Here is a 23,004-nt window from a genome sequence, read left to right on the forward strand (position 1 = left end):
ACCGCTCCCGAAAACCCATGATGCTCAGCCCCTTTGTTGAGTTCAGCAAGCAGTTGGACGATTTGTTCATTGGTTAAGCGGCAGTCGGGTCCACTGGGCTTTCGCCAAGTTAAACTAGCCTGGCCCTCTTGGCGATATTTTTTCAAAGTTCGACTGACCCAGCCCTGGGTCAGTCCCAGTGCTTGAGCAATTTTAGACTGCTTCCAGCCTTGTTCTTTCAATTCGGCACATCGCCGACGTAAAAGTTCGTAGTCAGATGGTTTGTACGCTGCCATACAGAACCAAAGAGTCAATCTTTACAAGCCTACTCACAGGTCAATAAAAGTCTTTATTCTATAAGTTCACTTAAAGGAATTAATATTTTTCGAACAATTATAAATTTTTTTCAAGCTATCGAAAAAACAATTATTATAATTATAGAGAGTGCTTATAAAACTATGCTTTTGCTTTTTCTTGTAGCTTGTTTATTTTTTATATATAAAATATTTGATGATGATAAGGTATTATATAGCCAAAATCATAGCAAAGAATTTTTTGATGGAGCGGGTGTTCAAGCAGCTTTTTGCGCTACTGCGATTTTGGTTGTCCTTGAGTATTTAAACATCTTCGTTTTTAAAATCCCAAATGATAAGTTTAGATTATTGTTGAGATACACACTATATTTAATTTCACCGATATTATTTGTTATAATAATAAATAGTGTCACAACAACTAATATAAAGAAAGGATTGGCAGAATATGATGTAGTGTTCAAATATGATGGAAAGCAGATACAAACAGATACGAATATTGTTTACATAGGTGCTACTCAAAACTATTTATTTTTGCGAGAGCGTATGACGCGAAAAAACTATATTTATAAGATTGATAAGATTGATAATCTGTCAATGAAAAAAATCTCTTACGAATTAGGTTGGATAGACTGGCGCAAGTAACTACTGTTGTTCCCTATTATCTGCCTTACTGAATAGTGATGCAGATAATGAGAACACAAGAATTGTATATATTAGGCCCCAAAAAATTTCAGTCATTGTTATAATTTTAGTGAGACTACTGTTGGGCTGAATACCTGCTGGGCCAACAGATATAGAAGTAAAACTTAAGTAGAAAGCATCAATGAATGACACGGTAACCTTATCAAACGAATTGGGGACATAGTTAGCTAAGAACAAATATGTTATTGCATAAACGTGAACTATAAAGAAATATGAAAGTAAAATTATAAAAAAACTTAATCCAGCAGTTGGTTTTTCAGATGGTGGTTTGGGTGTACCATCTTTAAATTTAGTAGAAAATAGTATAGTTTTTCGCTTAAGATTGTAAAGTTCACTGAATGTAGCAACAATCGTTTCAAGAGTTAATAATATTATTCCTATATAAATAAAAAAGCCAACAATTAAGAAAAAATATCCTGGTAAGGTTTTTGATGCTATTACATACGGAAATACGAAAAGATAAATTATTAACATTGAAACGCCAACTAACGCTGAAAATAATTTAAATAATTGTCTGACTATAAAAATAAGCTTATTCATAAAATGATCGTTTGAATTATGTTAGTCGAATTTATGATTGAAACGTTTGTTTGAACAATTATTTTGATGTTCATGTGTGCAAGCATAAAATGACTTTTCTTGCCTATGCAGAATATGATTGTTTAAAAATACAACTTAAGCGAAGAAACACGTAAACTCTCGTTGATAGTGGCAAAATAGCCGCTGATGTTTATCTTATCTAAATGATAGTGACGTCAAGCATAATACGTGCGCCCGATGCAGTAGCCTTAACCTGTGCAAGAATGGTCTTCAACTGAAGACCACCCCGCTATTTTTGAAAATACTGCCATTTTTATGGTGTTATAAGTGTGGTGACTCAGCTTCAGACGGGTGCAGTGAGCCGATAGAAAAATTCCTGCTATAGCGCACTTCCTTGCAAGAGATTCAACGGGTGACAGGTATGAGTCAACCTACCTTGAGTAAAGTGAATGTTTGAACCAGTAACGTCTAAAGATATTTAGTAAGAGAAAGGGTAACAAACGGGGTAAGTGTTATAGCGCGTTTTAAAATACATCTTATTATCATATATTTATTAAGGCATTTCGAATCACATCCTCGCGCCATTTCTAGGAACATCTGTAACAGTCGATCATTCGGCCACCCACCTAAAGACCGAGTAGGACGCTCTAGCGGCCGCAGCCAGCACCTTTGCCAACAATTCGGACAGAAGCTACGCAAACAGGACGCCTGTACCAATGTCCTGACGGTGTTTGTTGAAATCAACCGTTTCCGGCCCAATCAGGCCCAATACAATCGCAGAAATACGGTCAATCTTTCAACTGGCAGCAAAACAGCAGCGCATAACTGATTAAATACACACTATATGCCTTAAAAACAGATGTTCTTAGAGGCATACCAAAACAAAAAGGCCGGCCTGATCGTCACCGGCATTGTGCCGGCAGATAAGGTGCAGCCGGATATGTTCGACACGACCGACTGCCCCAAGCTGAAAGACCTGTCAGAAGTAATGGACGTTCTAAACGGCAAGTTTGGCCGTGATACTGTCATATTTGCCGCCCAGAAAACAAATCATGACTGGCAACCTAAATTTGAACAGCGTAGCCCCTCATTTACAACTGACTGGCGAGAATTGCCGAAAATTCCACTTGATTAGCGTTGCTCGACGCAGATTTAAAGCCAAAGTATTAAATGGAGAGTATATTTTTAACGAGGTGGAAACTTATATCTTATACCGCTTCCGGTTGCGACAAAACCCTTTTTGCGAATGACTTCATTGTAATACAACTCTTTCTCCGCATGTGTTTTTAGTTGTAACATGTGATGATGTTCGTAATTGCTAAAGGTAATTGTCGCTTTTAATACTTCACTCGTTTCAGGGTGTGGAATATCAAAGTTTACAATTTTTTCGCCGACAAGTTTGACTACATTTCCAGTCTCATCATCATATTTTCGAAACTCGAATCCGAAAGAATAATCTCCTTGAACAGTAATTTCTACATTAACTTTTTTGGCTTCTTTCCTTGATACTTTTTTGTTCTTGTTAGAGCTATAATATAGCTGTCTTGGTAGAATTTTATCGTTATACAATACTTCATACCACATGTTTATTACATTGGTAAGTATATCATCAAGATCGCGTTTGGAGCCATCCTCTAAAGTTAGTTGCACTATTTTTTCATTATGATTATATTTTCCTTGCTCATCTTCAAAAATTACTGTGGCAATTATTTCGGAAATTTTTTTAGAAGATGAAAGTTGTGGCTTTCCTCTAGTAAGTTTGGAGTGTTTACTAGCATTAGCAACCGCTTCTAAAGTTAAATAATCTGCGCATTTGCTAATAAGATATTTCTTTACATCTAATGCAAAGTCTCTGTTAAAATAATCCGCGTAGAACTCGCCAAAGTGGTATAGTGACCTAGCAGCATCCATACCTTTACGAATATCGTCCTTCTTTCCAATTGGAGTTTGATCTTTTACTGCCATGTAGTCATTGAACGATTCGATGACATCTTGATAGAATTGTGCGTATAAATCTGCGTACATAGGCAAATAAACAGTATTGTATTGTTTGTTTGTTCCTCTCCTATAAACTTCTCACGGTTGATTTTAATATAAATACGGAAGTTCTACTGCAACGAACGATGTGGTAGAACTGCTCCGTTTTATACAAACGAATCCCAAAACCGACTAACACAGGAAACTCTCTCCTGTTAGCCAGTTTTCTTCATTGCAGATGGATGAGAGAAGAGTCTGCGCCAATTTTTTAGCCAAAAATTTGTACGGAAGTAAACGATCATTAACCCCTGTACACCAATTTCCCTTTTTCAATCTCTCTTCATCTATAAATCACTGTGGAACAAGGCCTTTCACATAGGGATTAACCAAGTTTTAAGCGAAATCTGTTCAAAAGTAATCCATCGTTTACATCTGAACAAGATCAAGGTTAACCCACTATGAAACAGGCGATTGCCTACTATCGCGTTTCCACCCATCGACAGGGACGAAGTGGATTAGGGCTAGAAGCGCAGCGAGTGACGGTGGCCAGTTATTGTCGACTGAATAGCTATAATCTTGTGGATGAGGTGGTTGAAGTAAAGTCCACCCGTAAACAACAGAATGGCTTGTTTGAGGCTTTGGAGCGATGCCGATTGAGCAAAGCAATTCTGATGGTAGCCCGACTGGACAGGTTAGGTCGGGATGTTGAAAAAATTGCACGACTGGTCAAATCTGATGTAGAAATCGTGGTGATCGATAATCCGCATGCCAATCGGTTCACCATCCATATTCTGGCGGCAGTCGCCGAAGAGCAACGGCAGCGTATTAGTGACACCACCAAAGCGGCTTTGGAAGCGGCCCGAAAACGAGGGGTTGTCCTTGGTAAACATGGCAAGACGCAGGCTAGGCGCAATAAAAAAGCGGCTGATGAGTTTGCGCATCAGCTTTCGCCCATGCTCAGGAAACTTAGCAATCTAGGAATTATCACGGTGAGGGCGATTGCCAAGGAACTCAATAAGCAACGTATCCCGACGTTTCGGGGTGATAGCCAATGGCACCCCAGTACGGTTTGCGCGTTACGAAATCGATTGAAACTAAAACAACCCAAAACAATGAAAACACAATCCGTTATAACTTCATCGAATGAAAAGGACATCCTTTTCGATGATTATTCAATGATTAAGCAACGATTCGGACAATATGAATTGACTATTCCATCTGCCAATGCCAATTGTGATTGCATAGGCTACTCAGCACCAGACGATGCAGACGTTGATACCCATCAAATCACCCCAGCTTCTGATCAAGTCCATTGACGATCAGCATTTCTATATCGTCAACTGTGCTTATCCGAATTCACTACGGATTCTCAATCGGGCGCAATATGAGATCATTGCTGCGATTGATAACCAAACCTCTATATCGGCCCTTGGCGATAAACTTGCTATTTCGGTTGAGGTTTTAGAAGAGTTTTTCGGTTTGCTGGCCCAAACCGAGATCATCCGGTTTGACAATCAATTTAGCAACCCGCAGAAACCCGTTAGCCCGAAATCGCTGAATTTCTGGATTCATACTACCAACCGGTGTAATCTGACCTGTGGCTATTGCTATATCTCAACGCTCAATACCACATCGGGTATGTCCGATGCGACCAAACAGCAATTGCTCCGTAAATTGGTTGAAACAGTCCAGAAACGAAAAATCAATACAATAAAACTCAGGCTGGCCGGAGGAGAACCCCTAACTCAATTCAAGTCCTGGAAGGTGTTTATTCCCGAAGCCAAAAAAGCTTTACGGGCTATAGGATGTGAATTGGAATGCGCGTTCATTACCAACCTGACTATTCTAACCGATGAGATTCTGGAATTTTCCAAAGAGTATAACATCAGCTATGGGATTTCGCTGGACGGATTGGACGTGGATCACGATACGACCCGGCAATTTCGGTCTGGCACAGGAAGTTTCCATCTCATTGGTCGGAACCTTAAAACCTTAATAGCCCATCACATTCCCCTATCGACTAATACGGTGGTAACCAATGCCAATCTGGCCGGGCTCCCCCGCTTAACCCGTTATCTGATCGATCTGGACGTTCCTTTTCGCTATTCGATTGTCAAAGGTGAAACGATTGATGCTGACATGCTGGAAACCTATCTGTTGGAATCCTATTCGATCATGCAGGATGCGGTTCAAGGCGGCTGGCGTTTCTCCCGTCGCCATCAGTTTTGTGATCTTAAGCCTAATGAGTTAGGCTTTCAAACCTGTGCATCGGGATTCTCCGGCGGGGCGATTTATGTCGATGGAGCCGTTAATTACTGTCACGTTCATTTTGGTGATCAGACGCAATTCGCGCATACTATTTTCGATGATAATTTGGACTTGGTGGATATGATCGAGCAGGGTAGCCACTATGAAGATATGAAGTCCAAGGATTGTCAGTCATGCCGCTACAAGTCGGTTTGTACCAGTGGCTGTCCAGTCTATCGGGTGAACGGGAAGGACGCGCAATGCAGCCTGTATCATCAGTTTATCCCGTTGATTTATGAGTTGCAAGCCAGAGAACGATTGAAATTGCTGCAAGATCATACGATGATATAACCTCGTTTATTCTTTTTGAGCAAAGGTAGGGTTGTCTTGTCGGTCACTGTTTCTATCATCATTTCACTATTGGCGTTACTGGCCACCTTTTATCAATTGCATCTGCAACGGGTTCATAACGAAAAGTCGATGAAACCGTTGGGTCAGATTGATTTGCCTGATCATAAAAAGAAGGTCGCCGTTCATATTCGTAACAATGGCCTAGGCCCACTCATCATTGACCGACTGACGTTTGTCAAGGACGGCCAGTTGTATACGACCATCGAGGATTGCCTTGATCTTGATCCGAGGTCGTATATGCGTGTGTCAATCAATGATGTGGTAAAACGGGTTGTGCTGCCGAATGCCCATTTGGTGGTTTTTGAAACCCAGTTTGAAGACCATGAAAGCGAGGTGGAAATCGATCATGCCCGAAAGCAACTGGCACCCATAACCCTCAAAGTAGCGGGTCGGGATATTTACGATAACCAAATCAAACTGGAACGCGATTTTCACTGGTTTTCCCGATACATACAAGACAATGACTTTGATCGCTGAAGCTTTTACCTGTAAGCATTGGGTCAGGTGCCTTTGTAGTGATTTTATTCTCAAGTAGAGTTTGAGTCATGTCAAGTTTATTGATCAATAAACTTGACATGACTACAGATTTGCGTTATACTTGTGAAATGACGAGCGTTTCAGACAAGGTAACACAACAAATTCAGGGTCTACCAGAAGATATCAGCTTCGGGTATGGTCAGCTTGCCCTAGCCAAACAGGATTATCAGACGGCTGCTAAAGCGTTGGAACGTCTGCAAAAGAAGGGCGTGATCAAAAAACTTTCCAAGGGCATTTTCTATAAGCCCAAGAAAACCGTTTTTGGCGAGAAAAAACCGGATGAGCAACAGCTTCTTAAGCCGTATCTCTATCAAAATGGCCAGCGGACGGCTTATATCACCGGTGACTACCTCTATAATCAACTGGGGCTGACCACTCAGGTTCCGGCGGTCATAAAAATTGCCAGCCGGAACCGGCGAATATTTATCAATACGGGCTCGCTCAAAGCCACGGCTGTCAAAAGCTATGTTGATGTCACCGATAATAATTATCAGATGTTAGGCTTTCTGGACGCTATCAAAGACTTCAAACAAATCCCGGATGTCGATGTGGTGAATGCCCTTGCTGTTTTTAAAAGCCGGATCAGGCCACTCAACGAAGCGCAACGTCAGATGATGATCGACTATGCGTTGGCGTATCCGCCACGCGTCAGGGCGTTGCTGGGGGTTGTCTTAACGGATTTGAATCTGACGAAAGGCATCCGTAAACTGCGTGATAGCCTTAATCCGTTAACGACATTCGATCTAGGGATTGACGATAGCCTGTTGCCGAATGTATCCGATTGGAATATTCAATGAACCTGCACGAAAATCGCGAACTCTTCGCCGATGCGGTCACCATTACCGCTCAACATATGAATTTACCCGAAATTTATGTCGAGAAGGATTATTGGGTGACGCTGGCTTTGCAGCGTATTTTTATGAGTCCGTTAGCCGAGTTTGCCATTTTCAAAGGGGGTACAGCGTTAGCCAAATGTTTTTCCTTTATCCATCGCTTTTCCGAAGATATTGATCTGGTGCTGTTAAAAGAGCCTCATCTTTCAGCCAACCAATTGAAGGAACGCCTGAAACGGATCAGCAACGTTGTCGCTGAATTCCTGCCTGAAATAGACGTAATCGGCATGACCAATAAAAAGGGCATGATCCGTAAAACGGCCCATTCCTATTCGAGAGTGTTTGCAGGTGACTTTGGGCAGGTGCGGGACTTGATCATTCTGGAGTCCAGTTGGCTAGGTTCGTCAGAACCGGTGATAAAGGGACAGGTCAGTTCTTTTATCTATCAGATGATGCAAGCAAGGAAACAAGACGAATTAGCTATTCAATATGATCTAATGCCGTTTGAGGTAGTCCTACTGGCACCCACGCGTACCCTCTGTGAAAAGATCATGAGTCTGGTTCGTTTTTCGTATACCGAGAAGCCTTTAGTGGATTTACGCAATAAAATTCGTCACGTCTATGATTTACACCAACTTCTAAAACAGGATGATCTTGCAGCCTTTTTCAACTCCGATGCGTTTGTGGTCATGTTGCATAAAGTAGGCAGGGATGACGAAGTCAGCTTTCGCAACAATAAGGACTGGTTGTATCGGCATCCTTTACAGGCTTTGTTGTTCGCCGAGTTAGACCGTGTTTGGCCGGAACTGCGTGGTACTTACAACGGCTCATTCAAAAATCTGGTGTTTGGCAAGTTACCGGCTGATGAAGCGGTATTTCAAACCTTGCAGCGGATTAAAGAACGGCTGGCTTTGGTGGCTTGGAATCTTGAGTTATGACTGCTCTTGACACGAAAAACGAATTCACGACATGAAAAACGAATTTTAATCCGGCAATAATGGCTATAGACTGTTGCGGTATCATCACTCAAGCGGAGGTGGCTTATCTTGGCAATCATTATTTCAATCTTGGCATTGCTAGCCACGTTTTATCAATTGTACCTGCAACGATGCCATAACGAAAAGTCAATCAAACCATTAGGTCAGATTGATCTGCCTGATTATAAAAAGCAGCTTGCTGTTTACATACGCAATAATGGTTTAGGGCCGCTCATCATTGATCGGCTGCTGTTTGTAAAAGAAGGTCAACAATACTGTACCATTGACGATTGCCTTAACCTTGATCCAAAGTCCTATATGCGTGTTTTGATCAGCGATTCGGTGAAGCGGGTTGTGCTTCCCAACGCGTACCTGGCCGTTTTTGAAACAATTTTTGAAGACAGTGAGGGTGAAGCTGAAATGAACCATGCCCGAAACGAGTTAAGTCCGATTATCTTGAAAGTAGAGTTCCACGACATCTATGATAATAAAATGACTATTGAACGTGATTTTCAATGGTTCGCCAGATATATGCCGAAAGAGGAGGATGAACAATAAAATAGGCTTATGCTGTCATAGCCTGCCAGCATAAACTGAATATCGTATAAGCTTAAAAGGCCGAGCGGATCATATAGGCGGTTCTTCATTGAACCCAATTGTCCTTGTAAATCTAATATGTCGTGTTAGAATTGCAAGGATGATGACACGTTTATCCGGGCTACAAAGATACTAGCGCGACCAGACGGTTTGTGGTTTATCCCGGCCAAGAACGCTACCCGATTTCCACAGATGTCACGGCTATTTCTCTGGCCGTATAATGCAGGAACTCCGCCATATTCGGTAAGCAGCGCGTTTCGTCAGACAGCAACGCGGTGCCCCATAATAATTGATGGCATGCTGGTACAGCTCCTTACAAGTTTTAGTTGCATAAAGAATAGCCAGATGATACTATAGGTTATATGGACATTAATCGTAACTGGGGGCATAATTGGGGGCACTCAGACGAATAATCCGTTTTAATACGAATGAATTCAAGCACTTAAGGAGAAAATGGCGATGCGACATCCGGCACCACTCTTTTTTTTACTGACATTATCAATCCTTATCAGAACGCGAATTTTTCAAATTTCGCAGCACGTTAAGGCTATCATCTCTTTAGCAATATATTCCTATCATATACCCACAATAACCAAAAATGGGGGCATAGATGGGGGCATGAAATTGCCGACTTGTATTGCGATTTTTAGTGTTGAGCATCAGGGGTAGTAGGAATGGCTTTGTCAAATATGACCTGTCAGACAGCAAAACCTAAAGTCAAGCCCTATAAAATGGCAGACGGTGAAGGGTTGTACCTTGAAGTTACCCCGAACGGGACAAAATTCTGGCGCCTTAAGTATCGACTTCACGGTAAAGAAAAACGAATTTCAATTGGCGCATACCCAGCAGTTTCGATAGCTGATGCCCGTAAGGCCAAAGAAGCGATTAAACGTGAAATAAAGGTTGGTATTGATCCCGTCTTAAAGCGGTTACAAGCGGCTCAGACGCATGCGTTGACCCAACAACTGAATTTTAAATCGATGGTCATGGAATGGTATGGGAAACAAATGCCTTTATGGAAGCCTAAACATGCCGACATCGTTAAACACCGATTTGAGAAATACGTATTTCCGTTTTTGGGTGGCTTTGCGCTTGCGGATATAAAACCAGTGATGATGCTAAACTGCCTTCAAAAGATTGAAAGAACGGCCCCTGATCTTTCTCGTCGTATGAAAGCCGCATGTAGCCATGTCTTTAAATATGCCATAGCAACCGGCAGGGCAGAAAGTGATCCCACGTATGGGTTAGAGGCTGCCATGAAGAAATTTAAAAGAGGGCATTACGCATCCATTTCTGTCGATGAATTCCCTGAATTTCTCGCCTGCCTCACAGATTATGAGCGTCATGTTCATCGTCAAACTTTCCTAGCCCTCAAATTATTGCTTCTTACATTCGTGCGTACCTGTGAGCTGGTAGAAGCCAGATGGGAAGAAATAAATTTTGACAAAGCGATGTGGGTTATTCCTGCGGAACGGATGAAGATGAACCTTCCTCATATCGTTCCGTTGTCACACCAGTCGCTGGCGATCTTTCGAGAGCTAAACACATTGAATGCAAACCGGGAATTTATCTTTCCCGGTTATTATAACCCAAGAACACATATGTGCAAAAACACAATGTTGGTTGCCATTAAACGGATGGGCTATAGCGGCAAAATGACTGGTCATGGCTTTCGATCCCTAGCTCTGGGAATTGTAAAAGAAAAATTGAATTACTCGCATGAAATTGCGGATCGGCAACTCGCGCACGTTCCTAAGAGTAGTGTTGACCGAGCGTATGACCGCGCACTATTTTTGCCGCAACGTACAAAAATGATGCAGGGCTATGCCGATTATATCGACAAGGTATTATAAATGATGCTGTCAGTTTTTAGGATGGGCCGTTCTATAGCTTAGAACTTTTTGTTTTTGCCAGTCGCTAATACTAGGCTCATGACAAGCCCTGTCGGCATTTTTATGACGAGTCTTTAATTAAGGGCCTAGTGAGGTTTAGCAGATAGCCAGGATGCAAGGGGAATAATAGTATTTATATGCAAAAACTCAGCGACATTATTTGACATGGGAGAGGTCACAGGTTCAATCCCTGTTACGCCCACCACTTTTTCAACCACTTAATTGGTTAGTCATCAAACTCAATTAATATCAGTGCTACCCTAGTGCTACTGCAATGGTTAATTATCGCTCATTATCTGTCTAAATATTTTTTTATGGTTCGCTCTCAAATCAAAAAACACACCCTGTTTTCCAATAGGCTTTAACTGTCCATATTCAACTGTATCAGTTGTTATTAGGACAACTTTCCCATTGTATATTCTATAATCCTCCCATATACTGAATATATTCCTAGCATACCATCGTATGCCGCAAAGCATCTCTTTTAATCAGGGAGGGTTAGCAGATGAATGAAAGCCACGAACCTCTACTCGACCGCAAAACAGCCGCCAAATATCTCAGCGTGTCGCCTGGCACCTTAGCCGTTTGGGATTGTACAAAACGCTACGATCTCAAGCCGATCAAAGTTGGCCGCGCCGTCAGGTATCGACGCTCCGATCTTGATAAATTTATCGAACAGCGTCTCTGGCGTTAAACGACAAGCCGACAGCTTCTTAATCCCACATTATCTTATTGGAGATCGTCATGGACATTGATCAGGCGAAAGCGATACCGATTGCCGAAATTTTAAGCAAACTCAATATTCAGCCTCGGAAAAGCAATCCTGACAAACTACTTTATCTGTCACCCATCCGTCAGGAAAAAACACCCAGTTTCTGGGTCTATACCAAAACCAATCGCTGGCATGATTTCGGGGACGGCAGCGGGGGCGATCTGGTCGATCTGGTACAGGCTTATCTCAAATTCACACGCGAAGAACACAGGATTTCCGATGCCTTGCGCTGGATCAAGAATATGGGCGGTACAGTTTATGAATTCACGCCAGTCCCTGTCAGTCAATCGACAGAAGCTGAAACCAGCCTGGTTCTCAAAACCAGTAAACCTATCCAGCATCTTGGCCTTATTCATTATCTGGAAAAACGCGGTATTCCGTTAGACATCGCCCGCCGACACCTTAAGGAAATTCACGTCCGTAACCAGCGCACAAAGAAAAGCTTTTTGGCTCTCGGTTTCCCCAATGAAGAGGGCGGCCATGAACTGCGCAACCCGTTCTTTAAAGGATGTCTGGGTACAAAAGCCATCTCATTTGTTCGAGGCACAGAACCGAAACCCGTTGCCATTCATCTTTTCGAGGGGTTTATGGATTATCTGTCTGCTGTAAGCCAGCTTAAGGGTAAGAGCTTCACGGGAGATGTGATCATTCTCAATTCTCTGTCCTGCCTCAAACAGATCACGCCATACATCCAGAATTACGGTTACCGCATCGCGTACACCTGGCTTGATAACGACAAAGCCGGTGAGAAAGCCACTATGTCATTAGCCGAGTTTTTCAAGACACAGCAAGACCTTGTTCACAAGCGCATGAACCGTATTTACGCCCCGCATAAGGACGTGAATGCGTGGCACATGCATACGCTCGATTTAAAGCTGTAAGGGACGAGCGAGTACGGAACAACTTTGTGTTTTAGGGCAGTCAGCACAGCCGTTCTGCCACGGAGCAGGCTTGAGGACTGGACTGTACCCGGCCCGCTCATTCCACCAACAATAATTTTCGCCAGCCTGCGGCTTTCCCCGCCCGACCAAAATTCATGCTGGTTCATGTCGCTTAAAGCCGGGTTTAGCCGTCCACGTAACCCTGATCCTATGGAGAACAGACAATGACAACCACCCGCAAAACCAATCACAATGTTTATAAAGTTACCTCACTATCCGATACGCCGGCACAAACCGACATTTACGCCCGTGTCACTGGCAAGATCATAACCGATCTCGAAAACGGCAATTTGACGTGGCGCAAGCCCTGGCATTCCGATCATCTGGCCGGTCAGGTGATGCGTCCGCTTCGCTGGAATGACATACCCTATACGGGCATCAACACGCTGATGCTTTGGGGCACAGCTGCCGAGCAGGGTTACTCCTCGCCCTACTGGATGACCTTCAAACAGGCTATCGAACTGAAAGCCAACGTGCGCAAAGGCGAGAAGGGTACACAAATCGTATATGCCGACAAGTTTGTCGTCGAAGAGCAAAACACAAAGGGTGAAACAGTCACCAATCAAATTCCTTTCCTGAAACCCTATACCGTCTTCAACGCGTCTCAGATCGATGGTCTCTCTAATGCCTTTTACAAACAACCGGAGCCCGTAACGGACAATGTTCAGTCACGCAATGATGAGTTAGAAGCATTTTTTGCGCAAACCAAAGCCGATATTTATACCGGGCGCGAAGCTTCCTATTCCATCACAACCGACCGCGTACAGATGCCGCCTTTTGAAAGCTTTGAAACGCCTGAAAGCTATTACGCCGTATTAGCTCATGAAATCACCCATTGGACACGCCATCCACAGCGGCTGGATCGGGATCTGGGTCGCAAACACTATGGTGACGAAGGCTACGCTAAAGAAGAACTGGTGGCTGAACTCGGGGCCTGTTTTCTGGCTGCTGATCTGGGCTTTGAGCCGATGCCGGAAGCTAAACATGCGGCTTACATTCAATCCTGGCTGAAAGCATTGAACGATGACAAACGCCTGATTTTTTCAGCCGCATCCCACGCTCAGAAAGCCGTCGAGTACATTCATACGCTGCAATTGGTCTAAAAAATGTTAGACAATGATTCAATGAGTTGGATCACTGGCCGTTCGGCTGCAACATCATCTGACCCTTTTTTATGTGCGTTGAAAGAGGACATCGGCTTAAACCATCTGTCCGTGATAACACTAAAATGTCTTATTTTAAAGCGACATTTCCTTATATTGGCTTCTGTAAAGGCTTCTAAAGTTTGAAAGTATTATTTTGGCCTTTCTGATTAAATCAACTAATTCTCCTTATTTGTATTGCTAATAAGCCCTAAACTTTTTTTTGATGTCAGAAAATCAAAACTCTAGAAATATTTTCCTTTCGTTTGACCCGTCAGATGCTTATTTAGTAAATAAGATTATAATTCAACTTAATAATGCCAATATTAGAGGTACTTACTCATTTGAAAGGTTGTTTTATACGTTTAGGTCCAATATAGGTTTTACTGATTTCATCACATCTCCGATTAAGTCAGAGGATTATATCATTGTTGTTTGTTCGCCTGCTTATTTTGCTAGATATAACTATGCTTTAATTTCAATTCTTTTTGCTGAAAAACAAATTATACCTGTTCTGTCTAGTGGAGATTGGATGGAAGTTTCGCCAACTTGGTTACGTGATGTAAAGTATTATGATATAAAATCTACAATAAATTTTCACGCTGGAATCTTTTCTATAGTAGACTTATTAAAAAAGCCCTTTAAAAAAACTAATACTCTTAGTATAGAAATGAAGATTGAACGTGATATCTTTTCCTTTTCTGAATTTGACTTGACGAGTATATTTAATGAATTAGGATATCTATTAGAGTCAAAAGACATTCGCTTAGTTCGCATATCAAGTGGTAGTACTAAAATTTTAATTGAACTTCCTTCGGAACAAGCCGAAGTATTAATTTGGTTGTATAAGCACCATGCCTTAGCAAGTTTGTCAATTAATGATGCAAAAATTATTGGCCACGCAGCTGCTACTGCTCTTATCGGTGAAAAAATGAAACGTGAACATTATGACGTTTTCCTTTGCCATAATTCTATAGATAAATCTGAAGTTAAACGGATTGCGATTCAATTACGGAATAAAGGAATTTTACCTTGGGTTGATGAATGGGCATTGAGGCCAGGCATAGCTTGGCAAAAAGTTCTTGAAGAACAGATAATTGATATAAATTCAGTTGCAATTTGTTTGGGTAGTAATGGAATGGGGCCTTGGCAAGATATGGAACTCAACGCCTTTATTCGTCAATTTGTAAAACGAAACTGCCCAGTAATACCTGTCATTCTTAAATCATGTACATCAACTCCCCAAGTACCTATTTTTCTTGAAGGAATGACTTGGGTTGATTTTAGGAAGAAAAATCCAGATCCTTATGATCAGTTGATATGGGGGATAACTGGTAAAAGAACGTCATAGCTGTAGTATATAATTCTATATTTCTTTTTTCTCAATCAGCATCTCAATGACAATGGGCTTATTCCTATCTGTATCTAAGACGTAACGCGAATCTGTAGCCGTTATGATACGGGGTAAGTGATCCAGCAATGTCATGAATAGCGCCTGGAGACTGTACCCTTGTAACGCAACATGGTGAGATGAAAAGCTTAGTTTGATCAGATTTTTCTCGGTGTTCGGCTCAAACTCCACAGCGACCAGATAGGCATAATTAAAAAAGGCCCTCCTGCCATCGGGCCAGACCAGACAAACGTTTCGACTATGGTCAGGTCCCGTATAAAGTTCGGCCTCCTGTAAGTTCAGTTCATTCTCTGAGCTGGTCGGATCGTTTTCCCGAAGCTGGTCATAGCGCAGTTTAAAGCCCTGGTTCATAGTTACGATCTTTCAGGCGTGGTTTTTTCGATACCTCTTTTGGCTTCTCTTTAACAGCTGGCGACCGGTTCAGATCATCGCGGATACGCTGCTGAACCAGATCAGTACTCTTGTATTTTCGGCTCACCAGTTCTATGGCAGATTGCCGGTCTCCCATCTCTGATGCATTGACCAGCAATTGTTCCTTATCGTCGGTATAGATACGAACGCGATCACGGCCACGAGAGACCGAGACGTAAAACTGTTTGGCATTGGTGGCCGCAAAGGTTGAGGCAGGTAATGAAATAAAAACCTCATCTGTCGTTTTGCCCTGTGACGCATGGGAGGTTACGCAATAATTATGGGCGATATGACCAAACTCCTTATCCAGCCGGTATTCAACCTTGCTGAGAGCGTTGCGTAACAGCACATCACCCTGCTTGCTCACTTTCACCACGTCCATAGTCTGGCCATTGTCGAGCCGTGTTTTGTCCTGATCGAAGCCGTTGCGCGTGATCCGGACACTATCGCCTTTAGCCAGACTGATGTCGCTTTTGTGATACACATCGTAATGACTGCTTTTGACGGTTGGCAGGGGAGCTGATTGGCCTTGCTCGTTTTGCATGGTGACACCCTGCTCGGTGCTGCGTTCCACTGTCCATCGGCTTCCGCGTTTGATGCCGGGCAGGTTCTGGTTGAACAGAATGACCTGCCCCGCTTGAAAATTGCGCCAGTCACTGCGTTCAGCCTCGGTCAGGTTGAGGTTGTTCAACCGAGTGGCTGATACTTCTTTTTTGGAGAGCAGGCCACGTTCCTGCATTTTCTGGCGCACAGCGTCTGTCACGCTATCGGCTTGTTTGTGTGTCGGTGAAACAATCAGCGCAGATTTTCCTTTGCGGATCGTATCCACGTAATCGTTCACCAATTGATCGTTTGGCCGCAATGGATCGATGGTCTCAATCGCACCCATTCTGTCCAGCGTTTCAAAGCCTTTGGCCACATCGCCCTTTGACAGATCTTCAACTGCCGAACGATAATCCTCGCCCCTTTGCCGGTAGATACGGCTGACTTCTGCTGTTTTGATACCAGCTACCGTATTCAATATACGCAGGGCGTCGCCCCGCACTACCCCCGAATGCTGACGCGTATCGCCACCCAGTATCAGCCGGGCATTCTGTCTGGTCGTGATCTCCAGCAGGGCGGTCATATCCTTTGTTCCCAGCAATCCGGCTTCGTCACACCACAACACCTGACCCTGCAAACCCTGCTGCATTTTCGGATCGGCCAAGAGTTGGGCGACGGTCTGTGCTTCGCTAAATCCCTCTTCGCGTAAGACACCCCGCGACGCCTGGGCGGTGGGGGCCACCACCGTCACCGTCTTGCCTGATTTCTCGATCAGATCGACCGCTTCCTTCATCAGGGTTGTTTTGCCACTTCCAGCTGCTCCCCGAATGATCGACACGCGGTGCGGGGTGGTGAGGACATGACGGACCGCGTCTGCCTGTTGACCGTCCAGTTTCACATCCGGCGCTTTGTCGTATAGGGGTTTGAGTTTGCCCTGACCCTGCCGGGCGAGATTAACCATGCCTTGTTCTTCAGACAAAACCTGTTTGGTCGTGCAGACTATTCGCCCTTTTTCTTCCACATGGACAAGGCGGTTATCGGCCTGAAATGCTGTCGTGACCTGTTCCAGCGAGACGGATTGATGCCCGATGCTGTGCCGGTAGGCCGAGGCCAGCAACCGGCGTTCAGATTGCACCGAGGCCCGTTCAAAGCCGTGCCCAATCGCATGATCGACACAGATTTGTGGCGTGAGTGCTCCCTTATCCAGAACGAATGCATGACGGACGATACGCTTACCTTCACCACTGTCATCCGGCCCTAACGCGTCAATCTGTTGTCGCCAGTTCGCTTTCAGTTCGGCCATAGAGTGACCTTTCTGTTTTCGGGCGCGGGTTCTGGCTCCCAATTCGCTTAACTCATCAGGGTCAGAAATCCCTTTCTCCTTAGCAACCCGGTTAATCTCCTCGCTGCGTTTGGAAAACAAATCGATTACCCGTTGCGGCACACCGTCAATTTCAAAACTCTTATCCGTCCGGCGTACCTGATAACCGCCGTCCATTAGCTTGTCAGAAAGCCGCTTGAAAAACATCTCCTGGTAGTAGGGCATGTCTCGCTTGGTATCCGTAAAACGAGCCGCTTTAATCTTCTGCTCGGCCTCATCCCAGGTCGCATTGTGCACGAAACAATGCGCGTGCAACTGCGGATCGGGCAGCGATCCATCGAGAGGGCGGGCGGTCTGGTGAACGAATTCTGACCAGATCAATTCGCCCGTATCCCGGTCGTTATAGACGCCGTTCTTCCGCACCCGCGTTTTACTGTCGCGCTCGATGTCCTGCATGGTCTGTCGAACACTCTCCTGAAAGGCTGTCAATATATGGTCGTCATTCGACAGACCATGCAGGATCGAGACGGACTTGGGACAGCTAAACGAAATATCATAACCGGTAATCCGGTTCTCTCTGGTATTGGGCGTCAGGGACTGGCCGGTCACCGGATTGATGTTATCGCATAAATGGTGAAACACCTCCTTGTTGACCGGCCCGTCAATTCCTAACCGCTCAGCGAGTCTCCCCTGCATCCGGCCCCGCAATTCCTGATCGTCCAAATAGTAATCTTCCTTGTTCAAAGCCTCAGCGAAATACGCTTTGGCATGACCAGCAGAGTTGGATTGAATCATTCGTATCATGGTTCAGAGTGTATATCTGAATGGCCGAATAGAGCGCCGGTTTCTTCGTTCGTTAGTGGCTATACGTCACCGATAAGCAGTGCAGGGGCAGGATACATGAACGGTTAATCATTTACCATCAGGCATCTGCCCTCTGCACTGCACAGGGGTTAAAAAGCCTCTACGGTTTCGTCATCCGCCATGAACATTTCAGCCATACGACGCCGTGCGTCAGGGTCAGCTGGACGGCGACCATAGAAGTTGAACCCTTTCGAATGGGCGGGGTCACAATCCTCAATAAACGTCTTAACCAGTTGCTCGTTACAAATATTGACATCGATTTGATCCATCAAAAAATTGTCTCCGGCATGATACGCTGCGGCATAACTGAACGAATAAAAGAGACTGCTGATGAAGAGTACGCAACCGATAGGCTGACCGACCATCCACAAAATAAAGCCTATAATAAAAAAGAAACCCGGCTCTATGATAGTCTCAATTGTGCGGATATCAGCAGGCTTGCCCGAGATTTCAATATTTCGAAAAGCCGGATGGACTTCGCCGGTGGACAGACTAAATCGGGCGAAATCAAACACATTGGGTAGTCGTTTTACTTCCTCATGCCGTTGGGAAGCAGCGTACATAAAGGCTATTAAATAGAGATACCAGGTCAAGAATTTCCCGAAAAGGATACTCATTTCGGAACCACCCGTCTCATAGCGTATCGGCCCGATCAGGAATATTGGCCCGATCGTTAGCAATATGGCCAGTGTTACAGCCCCTGAAGCACTGAAGTACCGTTCACCTTGATTGCGCCGGATGAGCACCTCGATGATCATTCTCGGCCAGGAACTCAGACCCAGAAAGAAGTTTAACAAGGCTTCCTTAATGACGTTGCGACGTCGGTACATGGTTCGGTAATACGCGGACTTTTTCATTGTCGTAAAGAGATTTGATTAATGAATTATTGGGGTTGGTAATTTTGATTGAAACTCATTTTGATATGGTTATGCCCGTTAGCAAAACATTCTCCTTGCCGGTGCATGTAGCCTTCGACACGCATGTTATTTTTTGGCCCTCCGGTCTGCAACCGGACGAACTGCTCGGGACGAACGACCCGCTCTAGTTTGAGCGAGCGTCCACGCGTCTGTGAGAAGTTCTGGGCGACAGTAACTGACTCGCTTTGGTCCTCGAAAAAGGCATCTCCGATTAGCTTGCTGCTGTACTCGTTCGTTGCTTCGTCAGTATTGGCATGGAAGATTTTAGTGCCGAAATTTCCGCACAGACTGCGAACGCGATATTCTGCCTTCTGACCGCCCATCGCTGCATAGAAATTCGAAAGCGACTGAGTGAGGAATACGGTCGCAATCCGGCTACTGCGTGCGGTCGTCAAAAATTCCGCGTCGCTTTCTACCAAGAGCAGTTGTGCTTCATCAACCCACATAAAACACGGCCGAGGATGAAGCGTTACGTCCCGTTTTTCCCAAGCCCGGAAAAACAGTGTCTTGGCTATCATCTGGATGTCCCTGCCTGCCTTATGATACCGTTTAAGCGGTAGGTTGATGACGACAATCTTTCCTTCATAACAATCTTCCGGCGTAACCGTTGAGGGATAACGGCAAAAGAGTGAATAGAAGGGTTCGCGCAACAATCTGAACATCAGCCCACTCACGCTAATCTGTACGATACTGCGCGTTTTCTCGCTAAGTGGGATGAACTCATCGATGAAATAACCATCGACAAACTTCAACAACCGGGCGTCCGGGATGGCGTCCAGCAAAGCGCTTTCATATGCTTCATCATCCTGCAGCTGCTCTGTTTCAATCTGCGTCAGGGTAGCAGCCCATTCATCGATCTGTCTGCTGACGCTAACGCGGGCTGCTTCAAACGCCTTGTGAAACGCTTTCTTCCGATTATCCGGGTCTTGAGCAGTATCCTCTCCTTTAGGAATTGTCTGTATAATAGCGTAGATGGACTGAATCGAAACGCGTTGGTAAGCGAGTTTGCAAAGATCTATGGAATTTGTGAGCAGGAGCTGGGTTTGTTCAAGCCAGAAGCCAGAGTCCCCTGTACCCGAATGTTGTGTCTGACCTGCCTGAATGACCTCGGTCATGATCTCGACGATGTTATCCGTTGCCGCCAGCTCACCTGATTCAAGGCATGAGATATGATCGATGATGTTAAATCTGTTGAGCGCTTTCGGTTCTATGACGATCAGGTCTTTTGTTCGGCCCGTCATCGCACAGTAAGAACGCCATAAATCCACTTCAGTGGGTTTGACAGTTAGTATCAAACCACCCATGCCAGCCGATAAATAGTTGATTGCCAACAACTTACCACTTCCGGTTGATTTCCCACTTGAAGTTCCACCAAATACCGCGACTCCTGAAACTGCATGACGGATTGTCCATTGGTCTTGCCCCATTGCGGAAGACATCTCGATTAGGGGGGTGTCTAAATCAAATTCATCCATGATTATAAAAGCGATAAAATGAATATGAGGAATGTTACGCTTGCAGAAGCAAACGGGTGGCCAGCCCGTTTGTCTGCTCGATGTTCAATCGACTCCGTCAATCTTTCTTCGTCCAGGTCGAAGACCCCTGTTCCTGATAATGATCACCGCTTGTCCAGACAGGGGTAACGATTCCCCGCTCATCGACCTTGTCATACCGGTTCGGATTACTGGAAGGGGTATAACCTTCCTGACGCAGCTTTTCATCCAGCTGTTCGCTTGTGTTTGACATGATAGTAATTATCTAATTGTCAGGATATAACGAGTCCTAACGCCCCGACCCTAGCGCGTCCGCTTGAATATCATTACAGGACACAATTGTCCTTTTGAAATGCCGTGTTGTAATCCTGATCCGCTGCTCTAAAAGCGGTTCCGTTCTCATTCGGGTATGTATTGGGCCGCATTATTCATCCGTAACATCATCCTTGTTTCCAGATAGATGCAGTAGGGCTTTCTCACTGGCTGTATTGAGTAAGAAAATAGTAACCGTCAGCACCCCTTTGATACAGCTGTCCGTACACGAGGACAAGAAAAGGCAACCGCTTTTTGCCCCAGCCCCAGATTTCCTCATTATCGAGCTGTTCAGGGCCCCACTCAACAACTTGTCCCCAAACTCTACCTCCATTGAAAAGCCTTATTTCTGTTTCCATATCATTACGATCGTTAACTGATTTAAAGATTGACAACTCATATTTATGTCTTATCCTAACTTAGGATTTTCAATTAGGAGAAGAAAATGCCTCCCCAAATCGACCTACCTCATTCAGCCGCACCTCAAGCTGATCAATATTATGAAGGTGGTCTTCCAACTGATAAAAATTGGGTAGACTTTGCAGTTAGTGGATATCCACGTTCTAATCAATTTTTCGCATATTTGGATGCAACTCAACATTTGACTAATGCTTTAGAGATGATGATACTTCAGCCTGATGAACCACAAACTCTCGAAGAGTTTAAAGTCCAACTTCGGGAATTCTGTAATGGACGCCGAGCATTTCTAGATAGTATCAATTCAACGCCATCGCCTAGCGATATCTGGCCTTGATTTTATATACCAAAGGTCACTAGAGTTTAAACAGGGCACAATATTTTATCATAGTATGCCTGAGCATACATTAGGCACGCTCATGCATGCATAAGCGTGCCTAAAACTATCTATATTCTTATGGAAGCTCAGTACTTGTTATCTGCTTTCGAAATAGCAGAATTGCTTTGTCGTGTGAAGCTCAAATTTGACTTAGAAAAGGAGCCTATAAGTCCGATTACCATTAAAATTAATCAATGTATCAATGTTGATAAGCGAACCCCTCAACCTGATCAACTGGAAATTTTCTTAGGAGATTGCACAAGAAACTATTCAGAAAAATTTTCAGCAAATAAATTATCCGAAGGTAACAAGCCCGGGCAGAACAAGCATCCGCGTCTCTTGGATGACATGAGAATAGCGGTTAAAGATGGAATGCCAATGATTTTTACTAAAGATCAACTACGTAGCTTGTTAAATTATTTACAAATAGATTTTAAGACTAATAGCCCTTACAGCTCGATTGAACCACGTTATTTAACGGAGAAACAGATATCGTTTGAGGGTGAATGTTGGTCAATTTATTATGCTGGCCATGATGTGAAATTGCAGCCAAGACTTACTCAAGGAATACTAGAATTTAAATCTTATGGAGAAGTAAGATTGAAATTTAACATCTCAAGTCAAGGTTATGAAGGTAAATATCGAACCTATGGTAAAGATGAGTTTTATCTTCTTATGGAATTAAGATCGATACCAGATAAAAGAAAAGATCTACATATCTTGGTTTATTGTGGACCAGGGAAACCAGAAATAATGCTTGGTCAATTTCATAATGTAGAACAGAATATAAAAGCAGGCCTACTTTTTTTAGATCCAATAGAGGGGGACTACGATACTTTAGTGCCTAAGCATATAAATTATGATGATAAAATGTATAATCAAATAAATCCATTAATACGACAGTACTTTTCAGAGCAAGCTTCTAAAAGACTTTTTTCGCCAGTAGAAATAGTGACTTATGCAAGGCTTGAACGGTATCTTGAGATCAATAAAAGCAATAGATAATTTACTGCTTTATCTAGTGGAGGCTTGGGGATAAGCTTAGCCATTTCACTCAATAACAGTAACTTATGCC

Annotated in this window: 25 protein-coding genes; 16 read left to right on the forward strand and 9 right to left on the reverse strand. The window is 43.9% G+C overall.

What is annotated here, in order from left to right; genetic code table 11:
* Window positions 1–275: helix-turn-helix domain-containing protein (locus tag BM202_RS32815; RefSeq protein ID WP_143100824.1), on the reverse strand; the 275-nt coding region annotated here is incomplete at its 3' end.
* A 162-nt stretch (window positions 276–437) separates the two neighbouring features.
* Here BM202_RS32815 and BM202_RS32820 point away from each other — a divergent pair.
* A complete protein-coding gene (locus tag BM202_RS32820) occupies window positions 438–935 on the forward strand; it encodes a hypothetical protein (RefSeq protein WP_093834230.1) in 498 nt (165 codons plus the stop codon).
* Here BM202_RS32820 and BM202_RS32825 read toward each other — a convergent pair whose 3' ends face one another.
* Complete coding sequence (locus BM202_RS32825) at window positions 936–1,535, reverse strand: hypothetical protein (RefSeq protein ID WP_093834232.1); 600 nt, start codon at window positions 1,533–1,535, stop codon at window positions 936–938.
* Window positions 1,536–2,130: 595 nt separating this feature from the next.
* Between BM202_RS32825 and BM202_RS39230 the strand changes: the two genes are divergently transcribed.
* Together BM202_RS39230 and BM202_RS32830 are read left to right on the forward strand one after the other, a co-directional pair.
* A complete protein-coding gene (locus tag BM202_RS39230; RefSeq protein ID WP_394333820.1) occupies window positions 2,131–2,364 on the forward strand; it encodes a DinB/UmuC family translesion DNA polymerase in 234 nt (77 codons plus the stop codon).
* 30 nt (window positions 2,365–2,394) lie between these two features.
* Complete coding sequence (locus BM202_RS32830) at window positions 2,395–2,670, forward strand: DUF4113 domain-containing protein (RefSeq protein WP_093834234.1); 276 nt, start codon at window positions 2,395–2,397, stop codon at window positions 2,668–2,670.
* Window positions 2,671–2,720: 50 nt separating this feature from the next.
* Here BM202_RS32830 and BM202_RS32835 read toward each other — a convergent pair whose 3' ends face one another.
* On the reverse strand, window positions 2,721–3,560 hold the full coding sequence (locus BM202_RS32835; RefSeq protein WP_093834236.1) for a hypothetical protein: 840 nt from the start codon (window positions 3,558–3,560) through the stop codon (window positions 2,721–2,723).
* 410 nt (window positions 3,561–3,970) lie between these two features.
* Between BM202_RS32835 and BM202_RS32840 the strand changes: the two genes are divergently transcribed.
* The 11 genes from BM202_RS32840 to BM202_RS32895 all read left to right on the forward strand — a co-directional run bounded on the left by BM202_RS32840 (window position 3,971) and on the right by BM202_RS32895 (window position 15,212).
* Window positions 3,971–4,828, forward strand: a complete 858-nt coding sequence (locus tag BM202_RS32840) for a recombinase family protein (protein ID WP_093834238.1) — start codon at window positions 3,971–3,973, stop codon at window positions 4,826–4,828.
* Complete coding sequence (locus BM202_RS32845) at window positions 4,776–6,110, forward strand: radical SAM/SPASM domain-containing protein (RefSeq protein WP_093834240.1); 1,335 nt, start codon at window positions 4,776–4,778, stop codon at window positions 6,108–6,110. Before BM202_RS32840 ends, BM202_RS32845 begins: the two co-directional genes overlap by 53 nt.
* Before the next feature lie 15 nt (window positions 6,111–6,125).
* Window positions 6,126–6,647, forward strand: a complete 522-nt coding sequence (locus tag BM202_RS32850) for a hypothetical protein (protein WP_245776902.1) — start codon at window positions 6,126–6,128, stop codon at window positions 6,645–6,647.
* A 128-nt stretch (window positions 6,648–6,775) separates the two neighbouring features.
* Complete coding sequence (locus BM202_RS32855) at window positions 6,776–7,504, forward strand: DUF6088 family protein (protein WP_093834244.1); 729 nt, start codon at window positions 6,776–6,778, stop codon at window positions 7,502–7,504.
* The gene (locus BM202_RS32860; protein ID WP_093834246.1) at window positions 7,501–8,478 is read left to right on the forward strand and encodes a nucleotidyl transferase AbiEii/AbiGii toxin family protein; all 978 of its coding nucleotides are present in this window, start codon (window positions 7,501–7,503) and stop codon (window positions 8,476–8,478) included. Before BM202_RS32855 ends, BM202_RS32860 begins: the two co-directional genes overlap by 4 nt.
* A gap of 129 nt (window positions 8,479–8,607) precedes the next feature.
* A complete protein-coding gene (locus BM202_RS32865) occupies window positions 8,608–9,075 on the forward strand; it encodes a hypothetical protein (RefSeq protein ID WP_245776903.1) in 468 nt (155 codons plus the stop codon).
* A gap of 728 nt (window positions 9,076–9,803) precedes the next feature.
* Entirely contained in the window at window positions 9,804–10,967 is a 1,164-nt protein-coding gene (locus BM202_RS32870) for a tyrosine-type recombinase/integrase (RefSeq protein ID WP_245776904.1), read from the forward strand.
* A 544-nt stretch (window positions 10,968–11,511) separates the two neighbouring features.
* Complete coding sequence (locus tag BM202_RS32880) at window positions 11,512–11,700, forward strand: helix-turn-helix domain-containing protein (protein WP_093834254.1); 189 nt, start codon at window positions 11,512–11,514, stop codon at window positions 11,698–11,700.
* A 50-nt stretch (window positions 11,701–11,750) separates the two neighbouring features.
* Window positions 11,751–12,659: a toprim domain-containing protein gene (locus BM202_RS32885; RefSeq protein ID WP_093834255.1), complete on the forward strand. Its 909-nt coding sequence runs from the start codon at window positions 11,751–11,753 to the stop codon at window positions 12,657–12,659.
* Between the two features lie 224 nt (window positions 12,660–12,883).
* Window positions 12,884–13,822, forward strand: coding sequence for an ArdC family protein (locus tag BM202_RS32890; protein ID WP_093834257.1), 939 nt, complete (start codon window positions 12,884–12,886; stop codon window positions 13,820–13,822).
* Between the two features lie 265 nt (window positions 13,823–14,087).
* Window positions 14,088–15,212, forward strand: a complete 1,125-nt coding sequence (locus BM202_RS32895; protein ID WP_093834259.1) for a toll/interleukin-1 receptor domain-containing protein — start codon at window positions 14,088–14,090, stop codon at window positions 15,210–15,212.
* 15 nt (window positions 15,213–15,227) lie between these two features.
* Here the strand turns inward: BM202_RS32895 and BM202_RS32900 are convergent, their stop codons facing one another.
* From BM202_RS32900 to BM202_RS32920, 6 genes are all read right to left on the reverse strand, one after another.
* Complete coding sequence (locus BM202_RS32900; protein WP_093834261.1) at window positions 15,228–15,623, reverse strand: hypothetical protein; 396 nt, start codon at window positions 15,621–15,623, stop codon at window positions 15,228–15,230.
* Window positions 15,607–18,342: a MobF family relaxase gene (gene mobF, locus BM202_RS32905; protein WP_093834263.1), complete on the reverse strand. Its 2,736-nt coding sequence runs from the start codon at window positions 18,340–18,342 to the stop codon at window positions 15,607–15,609. The genes BM202_RS32900 and mobF overlap by 17 nt, the downstream gene beginning before the upstream one ends.
* Before the next feature lie 158 nt (window positions 18,343–18,500).
* Entirely contained in the window at window positions 18,501–19,268 is a 768-nt protein-coding gene (locus BM202_RS32910) for a hypothetical protein (RefSeq protein WP_093834265.1), read from the reverse strand.
* Between the two features lie 26 nt (window positions 19,269–19,294).
* Complete coding sequence (locus tag BM202_RS32915) at window positions 19,295–20,803, reverse strand: type IV secretory system conjugative DNA transfer family protein (protein ID WP_093834267.1); 1,509 nt, start codon at window positions 20,801–20,803, stop codon at window positions 19,295–19,297.
* Between the two features lie 97 nt (window positions 20,804–20,900).
* Window positions 20,901–21,074: a hypothetical protein gene (locus BM202_RS37645; RefSeq protein ID WP_177236783.1), complete on the reverse strand. Its 174-nt coding sequence runs from the start codon at window positions 21,072–21,074 to the stop codon at window positions 20,901–20,903.
* 223 nt (window positions 21,075–21,297) lie between these two features.
* Window positions 21,298–21,492 carry a hypothetical protein gene (locus BM202_RS32920; RefSeq protein WP_093834269.1) on the reverse strand — a complete coding sequence of 65 codons (195 nt, stop codon included), beginning with the start codon at window positions 21,490–21,492 and terminating at the stop codon, window positions 21,298–21,300.
* Between the two features lie 86 nt (window positions 21,493–21,578).
* Here BM202_RS32920 and BM202_RS32925 point away from each other — a divergent pair, with 86 nt between their 5' ends.
* Window positions 21,579–21,887: a hypothetical protein gene (locus BM202_RS32925; RefSeq protein WP_093834271.1), complete on the forward strand. Its 309-nt coding sequence runs from the start codon at window positions 21,579–21,581 to the stop codon at window positions 21,885–21,887.
* 120 nt (window positions 21,888–22,007) lie between these two features.
* Window positions 22,008–22,934 (forward strand): hypothetical protein, encoded by a 927-nt coding sequence (locus BM202_RS32930; protein ID WP_093834273.1) that lies wholly within the window; start codon window positions 22,008–22,010, stop codon window positions 22,932–22,934.
* Window positions 22,935–23,004: the final 70 nt, after the last annotated feature.

Origin of the sequence: Spirosoma endophyticum, assembly GCF_900112365.1 — a bacterium.
Classification (GTDB): Bacteria; Bacteroidota; Bacteroidia; order Cytophagales; family Spirosomataceae; genus Spirosoma; species Spirosoma endophyticum.